We start from the raw sequence: 17,217 nt of genomic DNA, 5'->3' as shown, positions 1-17,217 counted from the left end.
CCGATTCCGCAGTCCCCCAGGCGCAGCGCGCGATGTCACAACGCTTCCGCGGCTTCCTGCCGGTGGTGGTGGACGTGGAAACCGGCGGCTTCGACAGCCAGCGCAACGCACTGCTGGAAATCGCCGCCGTGCCGATCGAGATGGACGAGAACGGCCTGCTCTACCCCGGCCAGACCGCCAGCGCCCACGTGGTACCGGCCGAGGGCCTGGAGATCGACCCGAAATCACTGGAAGTGACCGGCATCATCCTCGACCATCCGTTCCGGCTGGCCAAGGAAGAGAAGGCCGCGCTGGACCACATCTTCACCCCGGTACGCGCGGCCATGAAGAAGTACGGCTGCCAGCGCGCGATCCTGGTCGGGCACAACGCGCATTTCGACCTGGGCTTCGTCAACGCGGCGGTGGCGCGGACCGGGCACAAGCGCAACCCGTTCCATCCGTTCAGCGTGTTCGACACGGTGACCCTGGCCGGCATCGCCTACGGGCAGACCGTGCTGGCGCGTGCGGCCACCGCCGCCGGGCTGGGTTGGGATGCCAACGAGGCACACAGCGCGGTGTACGACACCGAGCAGACCGCGCGGTTGTTCTGCACCATCGCCAACGCCTGGCCGCGGTAAGCCAGCCAACGGCGCAACCGCACCCACCACTCACCGGACGGTAGATCCACGCCATGCGTGGATGCGATCAACCAATACTCGTACGATCGCGGCCGTCGCTCTTGGCGCGGTACAACGCGCGGTCTGCGCGCTGGTACAGCAGTGCCGGGGTGCGGTCGTCGGCATCCAGTTCCACCAGGCCCGCGCTGAAGGTCACGCGCAGGCCGTCCACGCCGGCCCAGTCGGGGTGGTCATGGAACAGACCGCGCAGGCGCGCGCACAGCTGTGCGGCTTCCTCCAGACGGGTGTCGTTGAGCAGCAGCGCGAACTCTTCGCCGCCAGTCCGCGCCGGCAGGTCCGAATCGCGGCTGGCGGCGGCGATCAACCGCGCCACCTGCACCAGCACCGCATCACCGATGCTGTGGCTGTGGCGGTCGTTGACGTCCTTGAAGTGGTCGATATCCAGCACCACCAGGCACAGCGGATGACCGCTGCGCTGCGAACGCGCGAAGTCACGCGCCAGCGTTTCATCGAAAGCACGGCGGTTGGCCAGGCCAGTCAGTGCATCCTCGCGGGCCTGCCGTTCGAATGCCTCGGCCTGGCGTGCGAGGCGCTCGGCCAGTTCGGTCTTTTCCTGGTTCAGCGCCTGCAGGTGCACGGTCTTGGCCTGCAGGTCGAAGGTCGCCTCGTCCACGCGCCGTGCCAGGCGCAGGTTGCTGGCCTTCAGCTGCTGCAGCAGCAGCCGGTACAGCGCCACCAGCCCGGCCAGCAGCAACAGGCCACCCAGCACCTGCACGCTGCGTCGCTGCCACCAGAACGGCTCCACGGTGAAGCTCCATACCGCTTCCTGCTGGCCCCAGCTGCCACTCGGATGGGCAGCGGCCACGTGCAGGGTGTAGTCGCCCGGCGGCAGGCCAACGAACTCCACGCTACGCTGCGGGCCGCGTTCGACCCACCCCGTATCCAGGCCGTCCAACCGCGTGCGGTAGCGGATCCGGTCAGACATTAGGTAGCTCAGGCCGACATAACTCACCGCCAAGCGGCGACCGCCGGGAATGTAGTTGCGGTCCGGGCCTTCCCAATGCACCGGTGCGCCATCCACCTGCACGCTTTCAATCGCTGCCGGCGGTGAAAGACGCTCGCGGAAACGCTGCAGGCGTTGCGGATCGACGGTGCTCAGGCCTCCGGCGGTGACCACCCAGAACGTGCCGTCCTGGCGCAGGATCGCCGATGGCCCGGAGCTGCCGTTGGCCTGCGCGTTGGCCATGCCATCAATCTCGTTGTAGCGCTCCACCACCACCCGCGGCGCGCGCCCGTCGGCAACCGCATTGAGCGTGGCCATGTCGGTGCGCAGCACGCCGCGGTTGCTGCTGATCCACACGTTGCCAAGGCGATCCGGCACCAGTTGGAACACCGCATCCACCGGCATGCCCTGCTCCAACCCCACCCGTGCCAGCGTGCCGTTGCGCCAGCGGTACAGGCCACGGTCGCTGCTGATCCACATCGCGTCACCCAGCTGATGGAAGCCGAACACGCTGCGGCCACCGCCCATCGGCGCGAGGTCGATCGACTGCACGTGATCGCCGCGCAGTACGCGGATGCCCTCGATGGTGCCGATCCACAGGTTGCCCTGGTGATCGTGCTCAAGCGCGGTGATCAGGCCGCTGGGCATACCCGCAACGCTTGATACCTGCACGCGGTCGCCTTCGATGCGGACCACGCCCTTCTGGGTGCCGGCCCAGACCACACCCTGCGGGTCCACGCTGATCGCGCGGATGTTGCCGCCCGGCATGCCATCGGCGGCGGCATAGTTGTGCCGCAGCCGGCCATCGGGGCCAAGACGGTAGACGCCATCACCGAACGTTCCGACCCACAGGTCACCGTCCGGGCCCTGCGCCAGGCTGAGCACCGAAGGTGCCTTGCCGCCGCGGTTGTGCAGCGGCATCGCGCGGAAGCGGCCATCAGCAGTCTGCAGGTCGAGGCCGCTGGCACTGCCGACCCACAGCTGGCGATCGCGGTCCTCGAACACGGTGCGCACATAGTCGCCACTGAGGCCATCGCGCTCGGTGTAGCTGCTGAACAGTGTTTCGCGCAGGCGGTACAGGCCACCGTTGGCACCCACCCAGATGCTGCCCTCGGCATCCTCGCGCAGGCTGACCACGCGCCCACCCGGCAGGTTCAGGCCCGCCGGCAGGCGCTCCAGGCCATGCGCTGAGATCCGCAGCAGGCCCTGGTTCTCGGTGCCCAGCCACAGGTCGCCATGGCGATCCTGCAGCATCGAGGTCAGGTGCAGCTGCCCCGGCAGGCGGTGCATCAGCACCAGCTGATCATCCTCCACCCGGTACAGGCGCTCGCCGGCGACGATCCACAGCGCGCCATCCGGAGCGCGGTACGGCCACGACAGGCCACTGCCGGCGCCCAGCCCCCACGCCGCGGGCGCCCGCTTGAGCACCCCGTCGTTGTCGCGCAGCACCAGTCCATCCAACGTGCCGGCCCAGACCCGGTCCTGCGCATCGACCACCAGCTTGGTGAAGCTCATCGCCATCGGCAGGTCGGCGGCCGGAGCCTGGTAGACGATGCCGGTGTCCGGCATCAGATAGCCGATGCCCTTGCCTTCATACAGCAGCCACAGGCGGCCCTGGCTGTCCATCTGCATGGACTGGATCAGGACCTGCGGGGTATCGGCCTGGTGCTCCCAGACACGCCACTGGCCATCGTTGCCGCGATGGCTGACATTGCCCCGCGAATCACTGATCCACAGCCCACCCTGGCGGTCGACGAACAGCGCGCCGATGCCGTTGTCGCGCAGGCCCGGGCGGGTACTGCGGTCGAACACGGTGAAATCCAACCCGTTGTAACGCACCAGGCCTTCCCAGGTGGCGAACCACAGGTGGCCTTCGGGGGTCTGCGCGATGTCGCGCAGCGAGTTGTGCGGCAGGCCGTTGCGCGACGTCCATACATCAATGGCGTAGTCGCGCAGTGGCGGAGCCCCCTCCTGCGCTGCCACCGGCAGTGCAAGGGCCAGCAGCAGCCACAGCAGGCCCTGTCGCAGCCATCGACCGATATCTGATCCGCAGCGCTCCACCCAGCGCCCGATGTCCCCCTGTCCGGCCATCAGTGCAGCGGCGGCGGCCAGGCAGGGCTGCCGGGCCTGGCAGCATGCGGGAACTGCCGGGCAGCGCGGGACGGCATGCCGGCGGGAACGGGCTGGCTCATCGGGGGGGAACTGGGAAGATGCGCAGATGATAGGCCAAACCCGGCCCACGGCGTCACCATCGCCAGCCGCGAAGGCTCAGCCCGCGCGGCCCGGCGGCGTCACCTGTGCACTGGCCGGCCACTGCACTACCGCCTCCAGCCCGCCTTCGACGCGGTTGCGCAGCCACAGCCGCGCCCCGTCTTTCTCAGCCAGGGCGCGGGCGATGGTCAGGCCCAGACCCGCGCCGCCGGTTTCGCGCGAACGCGAGGTTTCCACCCGCACGAACGGGTCGAACACGGCTTCCAGCTGATCCTCGGCCAGGCCCGGGCCGTCATCGGCCACCACCACGGTGATCGCGCCACCACTACGCTCGACCCGTACCCGCACCCGGTAGGCATACATCACCGCGTTGTCCACCAGGTTGGAAAACAGGCGATGCATGGCCAGCGGACGCAACATCAACACCGCTCCGCTGCCACCTTCGAAGACGACATCCCCGCCGCCCTCGGCCGTGTCTTCAACGATGCTCTCCAGCAGCGAATCCAGGTCCAGTGCGGCGCGCTGCTCGGCGCTCTCAGCGCTGCGCGCCAGCTCCAGGCCTTCGCGCACCAACGCCTGCATCGCGGCCAGATCGCCGATCAGGCGCTCACGCAGCACCTCGTCGCTGACATTCTCCAGGCGCAGGCGCAGCCGGGTCAGCGGGGTCTGCAGGTCATGGGTGATCGCCGCCAGCATCTGCGTGCGCTCGGCCAGGTGCCGCTGCAGGCGATGCTGCATGGCGTTGAAGGCTTCGGCGGCGCGCTGCACTTCGCGCGGGCCGCGCAGCGGCAGTGGATCGCGCTGCAGGTCGTCGCCCAGGTCTTCGGCGGCTGCGGCCAGTTCCTGCAGCGGCGCGCTGGCCATGCGCGCGACGATATAGGCCAGCACCGCGATCGCCAGCACCAGCAGGGTCAGGAACCACGGGTCCACGGCGAGGATGCCGTTGTGTGCCACCGCCGGCGAATCCAGCGCCAGCTTCAGCAGCGTGCCGTCGTTGAGGGTCACGTCGACCGCACGGCACTTGGGCGGGATGAACGCCGGATCACGTTCGCGCGGATGCTTGCGATGCCCCGGTGGCGGCGGGGGCAGCAGGTCCTGCAGCTTGGGAATGCAGGAGCGGAACGAAGCGAAGTGCACATGCGCGCGTGCGACCGGCCCAGGCCGGTCATCGAGCACTTCCATCAACGCGGTATCGGCCCGCCCCAGGCGTGCGCCGGGTTGCAGCGCACGCACGCTCGGCCCACCGATTTCGAGCAGGCGCTCGCGCAGTTCGGGGTTGCCGTCGAGCAGGTTGACGTAGCCCTGGAGGCGGTCGGCGATGCGGTTCAGGTTCTGCCGCTCGAACTCCTGCTGGCGCTTGGAGGTGGCCAGCATGGTCGCGCCGATCGCGGCCACGCTCATGCCCAGCAGCAGGATCACGAACAACCGCCCGACCATCGAGGACAGGAAATGGCGCAGGCGCTTCATCGCGGCTTATTCCAGGTTCACCGAGGAGGCCAGTACATAGCCTTCGTTGCGAACGGTCTTGATCAGTCCGTCCGGGCCACCGTCGTCGCCCAGCTTGTTGCGCAGCCGGCTGACCTGCAGATCAATGGCGCGGTCCTGTGCCTCGTAGTTGCGGCCGCTGCTGAGCGCGACCAACTGCTCGCGCGACAGCACCTTGTTGGCGTGGGCGATGAACACCCGCAGCAGGCGGAACTCGGCGCCGGACAGCACCACCACGCGATCGTCCGGATCGACCAGGTGGCGATGCTCCAGATCGAACACCCAGCGCGAGAATCGCGCACGGCGCACCGCCAGCGGCTCCAGGTTCGCCGGCAGCGCCTCGGTCCGGCGCAGCACGTTGCGGATGCGTGCCAGCAGCTCGCGCGGTTCGAACGGCTTGGCCAGGTAGTCGTCGGCGCCCATTTCCAGGCCCAGCACGCGGTCGATCGGCTCGGCACGCGCGGTCAGCATGATCACCGGCGTGTTCGAGCGCGCGCGCAGGTCGCGGCACAGGGTCAGGCCATCCTCGCGCGGCAGGTTGAGGTCGAGCACGATCAGGTCCACGTGTTCGCGGTCCAGCAGCTGGCGCATGGCGGTGCCGTCTGCCGCCGTGCTCACCTGGTAGCCGGCCCGGCCGAGCTGTTCGGCCAGCAGGGTGCGGATGTCGTTGTCGTCGTCGACGATCAGCAGTCGATGCATCGTGTTTTCAGTCTCCATGTCGCGATCATCCCGTGTCGGCAGCTGAACCGCATCCGGGGCAATGCGTACCAGTGTATCCAGCCATGGGCGGGATACCTGTGGTTACGCGTATTCACCGACAGTGTTACATAGAGACATACCCCGAGGATTGAGCCGCCCATCGCCCGGTCTTCACAATGCCCACCAACGCCGCCACCGCGGCCCCGAGAGTGAAGCCACGACGTGACGTTCCGCCTGCTGCCCGCGACCCGCCGGGGTCGCCTGATACTGATCGCCCTGCTCGCCCTTGCCGTTGCCGCAGCCGCCTGGTGGCTGCTGCGCAAGCCCGCCGCCCCGGCGGTGGCGACCACGCCGGTCAGCCGTGGTGACATCGAGCAGACGGTGGAAGCCACCGGCGTGATCGACGCCTACAAGCTGGTCAGCGTCGGTGCCCAGGCCTCGGGCCAGATCAAGTCGCTGAAGGTGCAGCTGGGCGACACCGTGAAGGAAGGCGACCTGATCGCCGAGATCGACGCCACCACCCAGCAGAACCAGGTGCTCAATGCGCAGGCCTCGCTGGACCAGGTCACCGCCCAGCGCGCCGTGCAGCAGGCCACCCTGCGCCAGGCCGAACTGGAATTCGCGCGCCAGCAGCAGATGCTGGCCGCCGAGGCCACCTCGCGCCAGGAATACGATGCCGCCGAGGCGCAGCTGAAGACCGCCCGTGCCCAGCTGCAGTCCTACGAGGCGCAGATCAAGGGCCGCGAAACCGAGCTGGGCACCGCCCGCGCCAACCTGGCCTACACCCGCATCACCGCGCCGATGGACGGCACCGTGGTGGCGGTGGTGGCCGAGGAAGGTCGCACCGTGAACGCCAACCAGACCGCACCGACCATCGTCATGCTGGCACGGCTGGACGTGGTCACCGTCAATGCCGAGATCTCCGAGGCCGACGTGGTCAAGATCAAGGCCGGCATGCCGGTGTACTTCACCACGCTGGGCGACCCGGACCGCAAATACCACGCCACGCTGCGCCAGATCAATCCGGCGCCGGCCTCGATCGCCAACGAGAGTTCGTCCAGTTCCAGCAGTTCGTCCAGTTCCAGTTCCAGCAGCGCGGTCTACTACAACGCGTTGTTCGACGTGGAGAATCCGGATGGCACCCTGCGCATCGACATGACTGCGCAGGTCTCGGTACTGCTGAAGCAGGCCAAGGGCGTGCTGATGGTGCCGGCGGTGGCACTGGGGCCGAAGCGCCGTGGCGACGAGCGCATGGTGCGGGTGCTGGACGACAAGGGCCAGCCGCAGCCGCGCAAGGTTACCGTGGGCATCAACAACGGCGCCTCGGCCGAGATCCTGTCGGGACTGAAGGAAGGCGAGCGCGTGGTGGTCGGCGAAGCCGGTGCGGCCGGTGCCAGCGCCGGCAGCGGCAACCGCGGCGGCATGCAGATGCGGGTCGGCGGCCCGGGCATGGGGCGCCGATGAGCACGACGGCGCCGCTGCTGCGCCTGCGTGACCTGCGACGCGAATTCCCGGCCGGCGACGATGTGATCGCCGTGCTGCGCGACGTCAACCTCGACATACACGCCGGTGAGATGGTGGCCATCGTCGGCCAGTCCGGCTCAGGCAAGTCGACGCTGATGAACATCCTCGGCTGCCTCGATCGTCCCACCCGTGGCAGCTACCAGGTGGCCGGCCGCGAAACCGGGAAGATGGAGCCGGACGAGCTGGCTGAACTGCGCCGCGAGCATTTCGGCTTCATCTTCCAGCGCTACCACCTGTTGGGCGACCTCGATGCACGCGGCAACGTGGAAGTGCCGGCGGTGTACGCCGGCAGCCCCGGCCCGGTGCGCAACGCGCGTGCCGAACAACTGCTGCAGCGGCTGGGCCTGAGCGACCGCATGCACCACAAGCCGGGCCAGCTGTCCGGCGGCCAGCAGCAGCGCGTGTCGATCGCCCGTGCCCTGATGAACGGCGGCGAGGTGATCCTGGCCGACGAACCGACCGGCGCGCTCGACACGAAATCCGGCGAGGAAGTGATGGCGATCCTCGGCGAGCTGCACGCCGAAGGCCACACCATCATCATCGTCACCCACGACATGAGCGTGGCCGAACACGCGCAGCGGATCATCGAGATCCGCGACGGCGAGATCATCGCCGACCGCGCCAACCCGAATGCACCGACCTACCGCGCGCAGCGCGAGGCCAGCACCGGCGTCGCCCGCGGCAACAGCTGGCGGGCCGCGCGCGACCGCTTCACCGAAGCATTCCGCATGGCGTTGCTGGCGATGAATGCACATCGGCTGCGCACCTTCCTGACCATGCTCGGCATCATCATCGGTATCGCCTCGGTGGTCTCGGTGGTGGCGCTGGGCAACGGCTCGCAGCAGCAGATCCTGCAGAACATCAGCGCGCTCGGCACCAACACCATCGATGTCTACCCCGGCCGTGGTTTCGGCGACATGCGCTCGGCCCGCGTGCAGACGCTCAAAGCCAGTGATGCCGATGCGCTGGCCCGGCAGAGCTACGTCGACAGCTCCACGCCCAGCGTGTCGACCTCGGTCACCGCGCGTTACCGCAACCAGTCCTCCACCGCCCAGGTCAGCGGCGTCGGCGAGCAGTTCTTCCGGGTCAAGGGCGTGACCCTGCTCAGCGGCAGCTTCTTCGATAGCGATGCGGTGAAGGGCCTCGGCCAGGTGGCGGTGATCGACGAGAACACCCAGACCCAGTTCTTCCCCGATGTCGATCCGATCGGCCAGGTGATCCTGCTCGGCAACGTGCCGGCGCGCGTGGTCGGCGTGGCCAAGCGCCAGAGCTTCGGGTTCGGCGGCAGCACCAGCCTGAGCGTGTGGCTGCCGTACACCACGGTGATGTCGCGCATGCTCGGCCAGAGCCACGTGTCCAGCATCACCGTGCGCGTGGACGACGCCACGCCGATGGATGCCGCACAGGAAGCGATCACCCGACTGTTGACCATGCGCCATGGCACCGAGGACTTCTTCCTCAGCAACAGCGCCGAAATCCGCCAGACCATCGAGCAGACCACGCGCACGATGACCCTGCTGATCGGCGCCATCGCCGCCATCGCGCTGCTGGTCGGCGGCATCGGCGTGATGAACATCATGCTGGTGTCGGTCACCGAGCGTACCCGCGAGATCGGCGTGCGCATGGCCGTGGGTGCACGGCAGAGTGATATCCGCCAGCAGTTCCTGATCGAGGCGGTGCTGGTCTGCCTGCTTGGCGGCGTGCTCGGCATCGGCCTGGCCCTGCTGCTGGGCTCGATGATCGGGCGCTTCGCCAGCGACTTCCAGGTGCTGTTCTCCACGGCCTCGATCGTTGCCGCGTTCGCCTGCTCGACCCTGATCGGCGTGGCGTTCGGCTTCCTGCCTGCGCGCAACGCCGCGCAGCTCGACCCGGTGGAGGCCCTGGCCCGCGAATGAAGATGATGACCCGACTGCCCTTCCCTGCCCCCTCGCGCCTGCTGCTGGCGGGCGCTGTATTGCTCGCTCTGTCCGGCTGCGCATCGATGGGCCGCTATCCGGTGCAGGCCCCCGACGTGGCGGCGACTTACGGTCGTGGCGACGCCACCCTCAATGCGCCGGCCGACGATCCGCGCAGCAGCCTGGATACTCCGGGCCGCGACATCCGCCAGGACACCTGGTGGACCGGTTTCGGCGATGAACGTCTCGACCGTCTGGTGGCGCAGGCGCTGGCCGCCAACAGCGATCTTGCCGCCGCTGGCCTGGCCGTGCAGCGTTCGCGCCTGCAGGCCGGCCTGGCCAGCAACGCGTTGTGGCCGCAGCCTTCGTCTTCGGGTGTGAGTGGTAGCGCCAGCCGCGCCACCGACCAGGCCGACGACTGGCGCCGCAGCTATTCCACCGGCGTCTCGCTGGGCTGGGAAGTGGACCTGTGGGGCCGCCTGCGCACCCAGCGCGACATCGCCCGCTGGGAAGCCGAGGCCAGCGAGGAAGACCGGCAGAACACCGCGCTGCTGGTGATCAGCGACACCATCAACCAATACTGGAACCTGGCCTATCTCAACCAGTCCATCGCCACCGGCCAGGCCAACCTGGAGCGGCTGGAACGTACCCGCGAACTGGTCCAGGCCCGCTTCGACGCCGGTGCAGTATCGCGCCTGGAAGTACGCCAGGCACTGCAGAACCTGCAGTCGCAGCGTTCCTCGCAGAGTGCGCTGGAACAGCAGCGAGTGGAGGCCCGCAATGCACTGACCGTGCTGCTGGACGGCACGCCCTGGCCGCAGCAGGACGAACCGCAGGACCTGCTCGGCGCACGCAGCCCCAGCATCGCGGAGGGCCTGCCGACCGACCTGCTCGGTCGCCGTCCCGACCTGCGCGCGGCCGAACTGCGCCTGCGCAACAGCCTGAAGACCATCAAGGTGACCGCTACCCAGTACTACCCGGCGCTGAGCCTGACCGGCAGCCTCGGCTCCAGTGCAACGTCGCTGGGTGACGTGCTGCGCAACCCGGTGGCCACGCTGGGCGCCGGCCTGTCGCTTCCGTTCCTCAACCTGCAGCGCGCGCAGCTGGATACCGATATCGCCGGCACCGGCTACCAGATCGCCGCGACCAATTTCCGCAAGACGCTGTACACCGCGCTCTCGGAAGTGGACAACGCGCTGTCGGCACGCGAGCAGCTGGCGCGCCAGGTGGCGGCCTCGCAGGCTTCGTACGACGAAGCGGTGGAAGTGGAACGGGCGCAGGAAGTGCGCTACCGCGTGGGTGCCACCGACCTGCGCACCTGGTTGGAAGCGCAGCAGACCCGGCGCGATGCCGAGCTGTCGCTGGCGCGCGTGCGCCAGGGCCAGCTGAACAACGACGTCACCCTGTTCAAGGCACTGGGCGGCAGCGCGGGGTGAGGCGGCAAGGGCGCCAACCCGGGTTGGAGACTACCCGGTAGGTGTCGACCTTGGTCGACACGGCAACGACCCGGTAGGTGTCGACCTTGGTCGACACGGCAACGGCCCGGTAGGTGTCGACCTTGGTCGACACGGCACATGGAAAAGGGATCCGACCCCGAAATCAACCGCGCTGGCGCACGGCCTCGAACAGGCTGACGCCCGCGGCGACGGAGACGTTCAGGCTCTCGATCTCGCCCGGCATCGGGATCTTGACCAGGCCATCGCAGTTCTCGCGGGTCAGGCGGCGCAGGCCATCGGCCTCGCCACCCAGCACCAGGGCAATGTTGCCTTTCAGGTCCAGCTGGTAGAGCGAAGCGGTGGCTTCGCCGGCCAGGCCGTAGATCCACACGCCCTGCTTCTGCAGGTCCTTCAGGCAGCGTGACAGGTTGGTCACCGCCACCACCGGGATCAGATCGGCGGCACCGGCCGAAGTCTTGCGCACGGTCGCGTTCACCGTGGCCGACTTGTCCTTGGGGATGATCACGGCAGTGGCGCCTGCGGCAGCCGCCGAGCGCAGGCAAGCGCCAAGGTTGTGCGGGTCCTGCACTTCGTCCAGCACCAGCAGCAGGGCCTTGCCCTCGGCTGCGGTGACCAGGCCCTCCAGCTCGTTCTCGCTGTAAGTGCGGGCGGCGGCATAGCGCGCGGCCACGCCCTGGTGGCGTACCGAACCGCCGACACCGTCCAGCGCCTGGCTGTTCACCTTGCGCACGTCGATGCCCTTGCGGCGGGCGTTTTCCTCGATCTCGGTCAGGCGCGGGTTCTTCGCACCGGCCTCGACCAGCACTTCGCGGACGTTCTCGGCGTCGTTCTCGATGGAGGAGGCGACGGCGTTGACGCCGACAATCCACTGGCTGTTCTTGCTCATGCGGGCGGGGACCGGAAAGGGGGTGGCTATGGTAGAGCATCGGCGCCGACCGCGCTGCGCGCTCGCCGGGCACGGCCCGGCGCTACCCGCCGCTCAGCCTTCGGCGGAGCGGCTGCGCGGCGGCCAGTGCGGGGTGTCGTGGTCCGGATGCTGGTGGGACACGATGGTGGCCAGGAACTCCAGCGCCGCGACGTCTTCCTCGGTACGTCGCGCCGGCAGGCTGGACAAACTGTCGACGAACGGCAGCTTGCGCTCCACCCCGTACTGGATGGTCGGTGGCAGGCGTTCCGGCTCGTCGAAGGCACCGGCGGCCACGGCCACGCCATCCGGGGCTTCGTAGGTCAGGGGCGTTCCGCAGTCGGCGCAGAAGCCACGCCGCACCACGTTGGACGACTGGAAATAGCGTGGCTGGCCGCGGGTCCAGCTGAACTGCACGCCGCGCACCGACACCAGCGGCGCATAGTAGGCACCGAAGGCCTTCTGGCACATCCGGCAATGGCAGATCGAGCTGTCGGTCAGCTCGCCTCGCGCCTGGAAGCGGATCGCGCCGCACTGGCAGCCGCCGCTGTATTCGGGTTGGCCCTGCATTGTGAGTTCCTCCGAAACGTCGTGCCAACCAACGGTTGGCACCTACCGGGTGAGGTGGGTGCCGACCGGGTGAGGTGGATACCTACCGGGTGAGGTGGATACCTACCGGGTGAGGTGGGTGCCGACCGTTGGTCGGCACGCCTTTCAATATTGCTTCTTGGTGCGCTTGGCCGGCTTGCCGCGCTCGGGCAGCGGCGGCAGGCCATCGCCTTCATCCTCACCCTTGTGCTCGACCAGGCGGAAGTCGATCTTGCGCTCTTCCATGCTGGCCTTCAGCACCAGGATGCGCACGCGGTCGCCCAGCCGGTAGCTGCTGCCACGGCGTTCGCCGGTCAGCGTCTTGCGGGTGGCGTCGAACTTGTAATAGTCCTGCGGCAACTGGGTCACATGCACCAGGCCCTGCACCTTCGACTCGTCCAGTTCCACGAACAGGCCGAAACTGGTCACGCCACTGATCACGCCGTCGAACTGGCCGCCCACGTGCTTTTCCATCCACGCCGCGCGGTAACGCTCGTCGACTTCGCGCTCGGCCTCGTCGGCACGACGCTCACGCTCGGAACACTGCAGCGCCAAGGCCGCCATTTCGCGCGCGTTGTAGGTGAACTTGTCCAGCGGCTTGCCGGACAACGCGTGCTTGATCGCGCGGTGCACCAGCAGGTCGGGGTAACGGCGGATCGGCGAGGTGAAGTGAGCGTACGCCTCCAGCGCCAGGCCGAAGTGGCCGTGATTCTCCGGGCTGTAGATCGCCAGGCTCTGGCTGCGCAGCAGCACCGATTCCAGCAGCGTGGCATCGGGGCGGTCGCGGATCTTCTTCAGCAGCTTGGTGTAGTCACCCGGGCGCACCTTGGACCACGGCGGCAGGCTCAGCTTGAACTCCTTGAGGAATTCCAGCAGGTCGGCGTACTTGGTTTCCGGCGGCTTCTCGTGGATGCGGTACGGCGCTGGCACATGGCGCGACAGCAGGTACCTGGCCGCCTCGACGTTGGCCGCGATCATGCATTCCTCGATCAGCTTGTGCGCGTCGTTGCGCACCAGCATGCCGGCCTGGGTCACTTCACCGCGGTTGTCCAGCACGAAGCGCACTTCACTGCTTTCGAACTCGATGGCACCGCGCTTGGCACGTGCCTTGGACAGCACCTTGTACAGCTGGTGCAGGCGCTGCACCTGCGGCAGCAGGTCGCCCATCCAGGCCTTAGTATCGGCATCGTCCTCGCCCACCGCCTTCCACACCTGGGTGTAGGTCAGGCGCGCATGCGAGTTCATCACCGCCTCGTAGAAGCGCGAATGCGTGACCAGGCCATCGCGGTCGATCTGCATGTCGCAGACAAAGCACATGCGGTCGACCTTCGGCATCAGCGAGCAGATGCCGTTGGACAGCGTCTCCGGTAGCATCGGCACCACGAAGCCCGGGAAGTACACCGAGGTGGCGCGCTTCTGCGCCTCCTCATCCAGCGGCGTGCCGGGGCGCACGTAGTTCGAGACATCGGCAATCGCCACCACCAGGCGGAAACCCTCGGCATTCGGTTCGCAGTACACCGCGTCGTCGAAGTCCTTGGCATCCTCGCCATCGATGGTGACCAGCGGCGTGCTGCGCAGGTCGACGCGGTCGCCGATCATCGCCGGTTCGACCACCAGCGGTACCGAGGCGGCTTCGTCCAACACTTCCTGCGGGAACTCAAACGGCAGCTCATGACCGTGGATGGCGGTCTCCACCACCAGCGAGGCGGTCAGCTTGTCGCCGAGCACGGCGATGATGCGGCCGATCGGCGGGCGGCGGCTGTCCGGCGCCTGGGTCAGTTCACAGACCACCAGCTGGCCATCGCGCGCACCACCGGTCTGGTCCGGCGGCACCTGCACGTTGCGCTGCACGCGCTTGTCGTCGGGCACCACGTAGTTGATGCCCATCTCGATGCTGAAGCGGCCGATCAGGCGGGTCATGCCGCGCTCGAGCACGCGGGCGATGCTGCCTTCGCGACGGCCACGATGGTCGATGCCGGTCACACGGGCCAGCACCTTGTCGCCGTGCATGACCTTGCGCATTTCATACGGCGGCAGGAACAGGTCGTCACCGCCCTCGACCGGGCGCAGGAAACCGAACCCTTCCGGGTTGGCGATCACCACGCCAGTGACCAGGTTCAGGGTCTGGATCGGGGCGAAACCGCCGCGACGGTTCTGCACCAGCTGGCCGTCGCGGACCATGGCACCGAGCCGGCGCGACAGCGCCTCGGCGCGGTCCGGCGCGGTCAGGCCCAGGCGCGCGCCCAGTTCCTCGGCGGTCTGCGGCCCTTCGCAGCGCTCCAGCAGGGCCAGGATGGCCTCGCGGCTGGCGATGGGCTGTTCGTACTTCTCGGCTTCGCGGGCGGCATAGGGATCGTCGATCACCTTGCCGGTCGGCGGCAGCTTGCGGCCCGGGGCCGGGCCCGGAGCGGCGGCATCGGCGCTGCGGACCTTGCGACCACGCGGTGGTGCGCCGCCTTCATTCAATTCGGGGAACCAGCCCGGCAACGGCTTGCCCGGCTTGGTGGTGCGGGCCGTGCCCGCCTTGGCGCCCTTCTTCGGGGCCTGGCTGCGGGAGGTGCTCCCGCCCTTGCTTGGTTTTTTGGTAGTCATCGCCCTACATGGTAGCCGCTGACGGCGTGCAGAACGGGTCAGCGGCTGTCTTGAAGGCCTTGCATGAAAAATATTCAGGAAGTCGTTGACAGCCTGGGGATTCATCTTCACAATTGCGCCTCTGGAACGCCCAGGTGGCGGAATTGGTAGACGCACTAGTTTCAGGTACTAGCGGGTAAAACCGTGGAGGTTCGAGTCCTCTCCTGGGCACCACTGATAAAGAACCCCTGAGCGATCAGGGGTTTTTTGTTGTCCGGCGCCTCCGCCTCATATCCAGACATCGTTCTGCGCAGTGCGCTCGCCGCGCGAATCGCCCGTATTGAGCACGCCTCGCGGCTCGACCAGCATCAACCACACTTCGTGATCGGCACAGGTTCTGTGCTCCACCCCTTTAGGCACGACGTACAGTTCGCCTCGTCGCAGCAGGATGTGCCCGTCGCGGAATTCGATGCGCAGCTCTCCCTCAACCACCAGGAACGCCTCATCAGTGTCGGCGTGCACGTGCCATACGAATACGCCCTCGATGCGTACGATCTTGAACTGGTAGTCATTCATCTCGGCGATGACCTTGGGTGCCCACTGTTCGGTAAACAGCGCAAATTTCCGGGCAAGCGAGACCGGCTGGGGCAGAGGAGAGGGATCAAGGTGTGACATGCGGATGCTCTTGGCGACATGGAAGAGGAAGCATGGAAAACTCCGCCGTGGGGTTCTTGTACGATCGTGCAACGATCAACGACGCCGGCCGCGCATGCCCATCCGCTTGAGCCACAGCGCAGGCGTGACCCCGTAGGCAAGCAGGAACTGCCGCGCCATGTGGCTCTGATCGAAGAAGCCCGTATCGAGTGCAGCCGAGGCGATTGATTGCCCGGCCAGCAGGGCCCTGCGCACCCTGTCGAGCCGCCGAAGTGTCAGGAACCGATAGGGGCTGGTACCCAGCAGCGCACGAAAATCACGACTCAGCTGCCAGCGATCCATGTCGCTGACCTGCTCCAGCGCATCCAAGGTCACCTGCTGTCCGAGCCTGTCCATCAGGTAAGCGCGGGCCCGCTCCACCCCGGCCGCATCGGGCCTGCGCATGGCACGCGGGCGCCCGGCCACCGCGACAAGGCTGTGCGATAGATCATAGAGCGCGTCAGCCTCTTCCATGGGATCCAGGCAGGCCTGTAGGTGCGCCAGTAGAGGCAGAATCGCGGCCCTCAGGCGAGGGTCGCTGGATACCCCCCCCTGCACGAAGGGAAGCGGCGCACCGCCAAGCACCTGTTGCACCTGCCAAGGTGAGACATAGGCCATCCTGTAGCGGAATCCGGCGGCCGTGCCCGCCTCACCATCGTGCAGTTCATCAGGATGCAGCACGAGCACCGATCCAGGCACGCCGTGCCGCCGTGAGCGCTGATACTGGAAACTCTGCACCCCAGCCAGCGTGAATCCGATGGCATAAGTGTCATGTCGATGAGGCGCGTAACCGTGGCCTTCGAAGAACGCCTCGATGCGCTCAATGCCACCGTCACCCTCCCCGCGCTTGACCCAGTCACCTGGCGAAGCCTTCTCAGTCATTTCCACGCTCCATCAGGCACCACCACTCCAGCATGGATGTCGGCAGGGATTCTCTTACCAGCGTTCCGGTCGTCCGGGTTCAGCGATGCTCGATCAACATCACCGCGGTGACCGGTTCCGACATCGCCTCCAGCACATGCGCGACATCGGCCGCATAGCTGATGTAGTCGCCCGCCCCCAGTTCGACGCACTGCCCCACTGGCCCCAAGCGCGCGCGGCCACTGCATAGCACCACGTGCTCCACCGTTCCCGGCGGATGCGGTGCGGATTCACGGATGGATGCAGGCTCGACCACGACCCGATAGATATCGCGGCGCGCCCCCGCGGGGCACGCGGCCAGCAGATGCACGACGTAATCAGCCTGCTCGGAGGCCAAACGAGCGCCCTCTCCAGCACGTATCACCTGCACCGGCTGCTGCGGCGGAGCGATCAGCTGCGATACCTGAACCTCCAGCGCCGAGGCCAGCGCCCACAGCGTTTCAAGGCTGGGATTGCCAATACCAGCCTCCAGCTGGGAAAGCGTGGACTTGGCAACGCCAGCCCGCTTGGCCAGCTCAGAAACAGACACCCCCAAATGCTCGCGCTCCCGCCTGAGGGCACGGGCGAGGACATCAATGGGCGCGAACTTGGATGAAGACATGAATACTCCATATCGAACGAATGTTCGACTTGACGAACACTAGTGATC

General features: G+C 67.4%; 13 protein-coding genes and 1 tRNA gene. 5 read left to right on the top strand and 9 right to left on the bottom strand.

The window, feature by feature from the left end; translation table 11 throughout:
- Nucleotides 1–32: 32 nt before the first annotated feature.
- Nucleotides 33–617, top strand: coding sequence for a ribonuclease T (rnt, locus tag N7573_RS02130; RefSeq protein WP_005408782.1), 585 nt, complete (start codon nucleotides 33–35; stop codon nucleotides 615–617).
- Between the two features lie 67 nt (nucleotides 618–684).
- Here rnt and N7573_RS02125 read toward each other — a convergent pair whose 3' ends face one another.
- From N7573_RS02125 to N7573_RS02115, 3 genes are all read right to left on the bottom strand, one after another.
- Nucleotides 685–3,711 (bottom strand): ligand-binding sensor domain-containing diguanylate cyclase, encoded by a 3,027-nt coding sequence (locus N7573_RS02125; RefSeq protein ID WP_279913009.1) that lies wholly within the window; start codon nucleotides 3,709–3,711, stop codon nucleotides 685–687.
- Between the two features lie 177 nt (nucleotides 3,712–3,888).
- Complete coding sequence (locus N7573_RS02120) at nucleotides 3,889–5,298, bottom strand: ATP-binding protein (protein ID WP_032127908.1); 1,410 nt, start codon at nucleotides 5,296–5,298, stop codon at nucleotides 3,889–3,891.
- Between the two features lie 6 nt (nucleotides 5,299–5,304).
- Nucleotides 5,305–6,033, bottom strand: coding sequence for a response regulator (locus tag N7573_RS02115; protein WP_005408779.1), 729 nt, complete (start codon nucleotides 6,031–6,033; stop codon nucleotides 5,305–5,307).
- A gap of 204 nt (nucleotides 6,034–6,237) precedes the next feature.
- Between N7573_RS02115 and N7573_RS02110 the strand changes: the two genes are divergently transcribed.
- The 3 genes from N7573_RS02110 to N7573_RS02100 are packed head-to-tail and all read left to right on the top strand — an operon-like array spanning nucleotide 6,238 to nucleotide 10,870.
- Nucleotides 6,238–7,479: an efflux RND transporter periplasmic adaptor subunit gene (locus N7573_RS02110; RefSeq protein ID WP_279913007.1), complete on the top strand. Its 1,242-nt coding sequence runs from the start codon at nucleotides 6,238–6,240 to the stop codon at nucleotides 7,477–7,479.
- A complete protein-coding gene (locus tag N7573_RS02105; protein ID WP_279913005.1) occupies nucleotides 7,476–9,434 on the top strand; it encodes a MacB family efflux pump subunit in 1,959 nt (652 codons plus the stop codon). The genes N7573_RS02110 and N7573_RS02105 overlap by 4 nt, the downstream gene beginning before the upstream one ends.
- Nucleotides 9,431–10,870: a TolC family protein gene (locus tag N7573_RS02100; protein ID WP_279913003.1), complete on the top strand. Its 1,440-nt coding sequence runs from the start codon at nucleotides 9,431–9,433 to the stop codon at nucleotides 10,868–10,870. Before N7573_RS02105 ends, N7573_RS02100 begins: the two co-directional genes overlap by 4 nt.
- A gap of 163 nt (nucleotides 10,871–11,033) precedes the next feature.
- Here the strand turns inward: N7573_RS02100 and rlmB are convergent, their stop codons facing one another.
- From rlmB to rnr, 3 genes are all read right to left on the bottom strand, one after another.
- Nucleotides 11,034–11,777 carry a 23S rRNA (guanosine(2251)-2'-O)-methyltransferase RlmB gene (gene rlmB, locus N7573_RS02095; RefSeq protein ID WP_005408775.1) on the bottom strand — a complete coding sequence of 248 codons (744 nt, stop codon included), beginning with the start codon at nucleotides 11,775–11,777 and terminating at the stop codon, nucleotides 11,034–11,036.
- A 93-nt stretch (nucleotides 11,778–11,870) separates the two neighbouring features.
- Nucleotides 11,871–12,365: a GFA family protein gene (locus tag N7573_RS02090; protein WP_279943068.1), complete on the bottom strand. Its 495-nt coding sequence runs from the start codon at nucleotides 12,363–12,365 to the stop codon at nucleotides 11,871–11,873.
- A 144-nt stretch (nucleotides 12,366–12,509) separates the two neighbouring features.
- The gene (gene rnr, locus N7573_RS02085; protein WP_032127913.1) at nucleotides 12,510–14,975 is read right to left on the bottom strand and encodes a ribonuclease R; all 2,466 of its coding nucleotides are present in this window, start codon (nucleotides 14,973–14,975) and stop codon (nucleotides 12,510–12,512) included.
- 128 nt (nucleotides 14,976–15,103) lie between these two features.
- Here rnr and N7573_RS02080 point away from each other — a divergent pair.
- Nucleotides 15,104–15,188, top strand: a tRNA-Leu gene (locus N7573_RS02080).
- A gap of 54 nt (nucleotides 15,189–15,242) precedes the next feature.
- On the opposite strand, the gene N7573_RS02075 is transcribed toward N7573_RS02080, so the two are convergent.
- From N7573_RS02075 to N7573_RS02065, 3 genes are all read right to left on the bottom strand, one after another.
- The gene (locus N7573_RS02075; protein WP_032127914.1) at nucleotides 15,243–15,629 is read right to left on the bottom strand and encodes a cupin domain-containing protein; all 387 of its coding nucleotides are present in this window, start codon (nucleotides 15,627–15,629) and stop codon (nucleotides 15,243–15,245) included.
- Between the two features lie 75 nt (nucleotides 15,630–15,704).
- A complete protein-coding gene (locus N7573_RS02070) occupies nucleotides 15,705–16,529 on the bottom strand; it encodes an AraC family transcriptional regulator (protein ID WP_032127915.1) in 825 nt (274 codons plus the stop codon).
- A 79-nt stretch (nucleotides 16,530–16,608) separates the two neighbouring features.
- On the bottom strand, nucleotides 16,609–17,169 hold the full coding sequence (locus N7573_RS02065; protein ID WP_132809718.1) for an XRE family transcriptional regulator: 561 nt from the start codon (nucleotides 17,167–17,169) through the stop codon (nucleotides 16,609–16,611).
- Nucleotides 17,170–17,217: the final 48 nt, after the last annotated feature.

Source organism: Stenotrophomonas sp. GD04054 (assembly GCF_029836955.1).
Taxonomy (GTDB): domain Bacteria; phylum Pseudomonadota; class Gammaproteobacteria; order Xanthomonadales; family Xanthomonadaceae; genus Stenotrophomonas; species Stenotrophomonas maltophilia_A.
This window is presented reverse-complemented; position numbering and strand designations above follow the sequence as displayed.

Coding starts and splice junctions, on each gene's coding strand:
- rnt (WP_005408782.1), top strand. CDS start 33: ATGTCACAACGCTTCCGCGGCTTCCTGCCGGTGGTGGTGGACGTGGAA.
- N7573_RS02125 (WP_279913009.1), bottom strand. CDS start 3,711: ATGGCCGGACAGGGGGACATCGGGCGCTGGGTGGAGCGCTGCGGATCA.
- N7573_RS02120 (WP_032127908.1), bottom strand. CDS start 5,298: ATGAAGCGCCTGCGCCATTTCCTGTCCTCGATGGTCGGGCGGTTGTTC.
- N7573_RS02115 (WP_005408779.1), bottom strand. CDS start 6,033: ATGGAGACTGAAAACACGATGCATCGACTGCTGATCGTCGACGACGAC.
- N7573_RS02105 (WP_279913005.1), top strand. CDS start 7,476: ATGAGCACGACGGCGCCGCTGCTGCGCCTGCGTGACCTGCGACGCGAA.
- N7573_RS02100 (WP_279913003.1), top strand. CDS start 9,431: ATGAAGATGATGACCCGACTGCCCTTCCCTGCCCCCTCGCGCCTGCTG.
- rlmB (WP_005408775.1), bottom strand. CDS start 11,777: ATGAGCAAGAACAGCCAGTGGATTGTCGGCGTCAACGCCGTCGCCTCC.
- N7573_RS02090 (WP_279943068.1), bottom strand. CDS start 12,365: ATGCAGGGCCAACCCGAATACAGCGGCGGCTGCCAGTGCGGCGCGATC.
- rnr (WP_032127913.1), bottom strand. CDS start 14,975: ATGACTACCAAAAAACCAAGCAAGGGCGGGAGCACCTCCCGCAGCCAG.
- N7573_RS02075 (WP_032127914.1), bottom strand. CDS start 15,629: ATGTCACACCTTGATCCCTCTCCTCTGCCCCAGCCGGTCTCGCTTGCC.
- N7573_RS02070 (WP_032127915.1), bottom strand. CDS start 16,529: ATGACTGAGAAGGCTTCGCCAGGTGACTGGGTCAAGCGCGGGGAGGGT.
- N7573_RS02065 (WP_132809718.1), bottom strand. CDS start 17,169: ATGTCTTCATCCAAGTTCGCGCCCATTGATGTCCTCGCCCGTGCCCTC.